The sequence below is a fragment of the Methylomonas rivi genome, from assembly GCF_024505165.1.
Classification (GTDB): Bacteria; Pseudomonadota; Gammaproteobacteria; order Methylococcales; family Methylomonadaceae; genus Methylomonas; species Methylomonas rivi.
Window position 1 is genome coordinate 1 of sequence record NZ_JANIBK010000264.1, and the last position, 2,699, is coordinate 2,699.

Consider the following 2,699-nt stretch of genomic DNA (forward strand, 5'->3'; position numbering starts at 1 on the left):
CGCGCCGGCGGTCTTTTGACCGACCGCCTCGGCAGCCGCGTTGGCCGCTTCCGGATTCGGCGCCGGCTCGAATGCGGCGGGATTACCGCGGTTTTGCAGAAACTTCCAACCCACCTGGGCGAACATGCCGTCGATCAAGGCGTCTTCTTCGACGAATTCGGACAGCTTGACGCCCTCCGCCTCGGCCTTGCGTTTGACCTCGGCCACCAGCTTGTCCATCTCCGGCTGCAGCAAATCCGCCGGCCGGCAGCTAATCGGCTCGGCACCGTTCAGCACCCTGGCCTGCAATTCCTTGTTGACCGGTGCCGGCGCCGCGCCGTATTCGCCTTTCAAAATGCCGGCGGTTTCCTTGCTGATATTTTTATAGCGTTCGCCGGCCAATACATTCAGCACAGCCTGAGTGCCGACGATCTGCGAGGTGGGCGTAACCAGCGGAATAAAACCCAAATCTTCCCGCACGCGCGGGATTTCCAGCAATACTTCGTCGAATTTGTCCGCCGCGCCCTGCTCTTTCAGCTGGCTTTCCATATTGGTCAACATGCCGCCCGGTACTTGCGAAACCAGAATCCGGCCGTCGACGCCTTTCAGGCTGCCTTCGAATTGAGCGTATTTTTTCCGCACGTCGCGGAAATAGGCGGCGATTTTTTCCAGCTTGACCAAATCAAGGCCGGTATCGTTGGGCTGGCCTTGCAGACTGGCGACGATGGTTTCGGTCGGCGTGTGGCCGTAAGTCATGCTCAACGACGAAATTGCGGTATCGGCATTGTCCAGACCGGCTTCGATGGCCTTGATATAGGTGCCGACGCTCAAACCGGTGGTGGCGTGGCATTGCATGTGTATCGGTATCGCAACGGCTTTTTTCAGCTTGCCGATCAATTCGAAGGCATCGTAAGGCGTCAATAGGCCCGCCATGTCCTTGATACAGATCGAATGCGCGCCCATGTCCTCGATGATGCGGCCTTGTTCGACCCATTTGTCTATGGTATGCACCGGGCTGGTGGTATAGGAAATGGTGCCTTGGGCATGGGCGTCGGTATTCAGCACCGCTTTAACGGCCCGCTCGATATTGCGCATGTCGTTCATCGCATCGAAAATACGGAACACGTCGATCCCGTTAACCACGCAACGTTCGACGAACTTGTCCACCACGTCGTCGGCATAATGGCGATAACCCAGAATATTTTGGCCGCGAAACAGCATTTGCTGGCGGGTATTGGGCATGGCTTTTTTCAGCAGGCGCAAACGCTCCCAGGGATCTTCGCCCAAGTAACGGATACAGGCGTCGAAGGTAGCGCCGCCCCAGGATTCGATGGACCAGTAACCGATTTGGTCCAACTGCCCGCAAATCGGCAACATGTCTTCGATACGCAGACGGGTTGCCAGAATCGATTGATGCGCGTCGCGCAATACGACTTCTGTAATTCCTAAAGGTTTTTTTACCTTTGCCACTCTTGTTTCTCCTTAAGCTGCCTTTTGGGTCGGGTTGTGTTTACCTTGTGGGTAGTGTATCCGATATGCCTGAACCGCCATGCGGCATGAATCAGTCTTTGTTTTGGTGTTTTTTACGGTATTGCTGCACCGCCGCGCTGATGGCGGCGATAGTGCTCAAATCGTCGCCGTGATGGGTACCGGCGTGCCGCCCGGACGGCAATTCCGGAAAAAATCGCACCACCGCCGCCGACATGGTTTTGATGGCAACGATCAACATCGCCAAAAAAGCGAACACTATACCCATGCCGAGCAACATCAGCTCTATTCCCGACGACATCAGTTCATTCATTATGATCCAACCGTAAATTATTAACTTGGGGCATTATCCCCAAAAGCACCCGATTAAACAATCGGCTAAGTCCGATGCGGCCGCGGCAACAGCCAAAATTATTGCTGCCGGCAACCGCTTCGAGACTAAAATGCCGCCCTTGACCGCTCGCCATTGCCGGCGGCCCCTTAACCGCGATTTATGGAAAACCTTCATGTCCCATACCCGCCCCTGCCTGGATGTACTCTGCCTGGGCCATGCCAGTTACGACTTGGTGTTCTCCGTGCCGCACCACCCACGGGAAGACGAAAAACTGTTTGCCGACGGCCTGTTGGGTTGCGGCGGCGGACCGGCCGCCAATGCGGCGGTCTGCGTGGCGAGATTGGGTTACCGGGCCGGCTTTGCCGGTTACCTTGGCCTCGATGTCTACGGCGACAGCCACTACGCCGAATTACAGCAGGCCGGCGTCGAAACCGGCCTGATCGTCCGCGGCGAATCGCCGACGCCGCTGTCGATCATTTTAGTCAAACCCGACGGCAAACGCGCCCTGCTCAATTACAAGGGCGACACCCAAGCCCTGCCCGCCGACGGCATCGATTTTAGCGGCGCGAATCCCAAAACCGTTTTGTTTGACGGCCACGAACCACAGCTGTCGCTGGCTTTGCTGGATAAGATAGACAACTCCACGCCCACCGTACTGGATGCCGGCTCCCTGCACGCCGGCACCCTAGCCTTAATGGACAAAGTCACGTATCTGGTCTGTTCGGAAAAATTCGCCCGGCAATATGCCGGCGACGAACAGACCGCCTTATCCCGGCTTGCAGCCCTGTCGCCCAATGTAGTCGTCACACTGGGCGAACGCGGTTTAATCTGGCAACGCGGCGGCGAAACCGGCGCCCTGCCGGCGCCGCCGATAACCGCCATCGACACCACCGGCGCC

General features: G+C 57.3%; 3 protein-coding genes. 1 reads left to right on the forward strand and 2 read right to left on the reverse strand.

What is annotated here, in order from left to right; all coding sequences use genetic code 11:
• Both NP596_RS20860 and NP596_RS20865 read right to left on the reverse strand, forming a co-directional pair.
• Window positions 1-1,449, reverse strand: a 1,449-nt coding sequence (locus NP596_RS20860; protein WP_256617314.1) for an oxaloacetate decarboxylase subunit alpha, incomplete at its 3' end; no start/stop codon positions are given.
• Between the two features lie 91 nt (window positions 1,450-1,540).
• A complete protein-coding gene (locus tag NP596_RS20865) occupies window positions 1,541-1,780 on the reverse strand; it encodes an OadG family protein (RefSeq protein WP_256617315.1) in 240 nt (79 codons plus the stop codon).
• A gap of 193 nt (window positions 1,781-1,973) precedes the next feature.
• On the opposite strand from NP596_RS20865, the gene NP596_RS20870 reads away from it, so the two are divergent.
• On the forward strand, window positions 1,974-2,699 hold a 726-nt coding region (locus NP596_RS20870), incomplete at its 3' end, for a carbohydrate kinase family protein (protein ID WP_256617316.1).

Bases quoted from the DNA above. Each gene is read 5' to 3' on its own strand.
- NP596_RS20865 (WP_256617315.1), bottom strand. From the start codon at position 1,780: ATGAATGAACTGATGTCGTCGGGAATAGAGCTGATGTTGCTCGGCATG.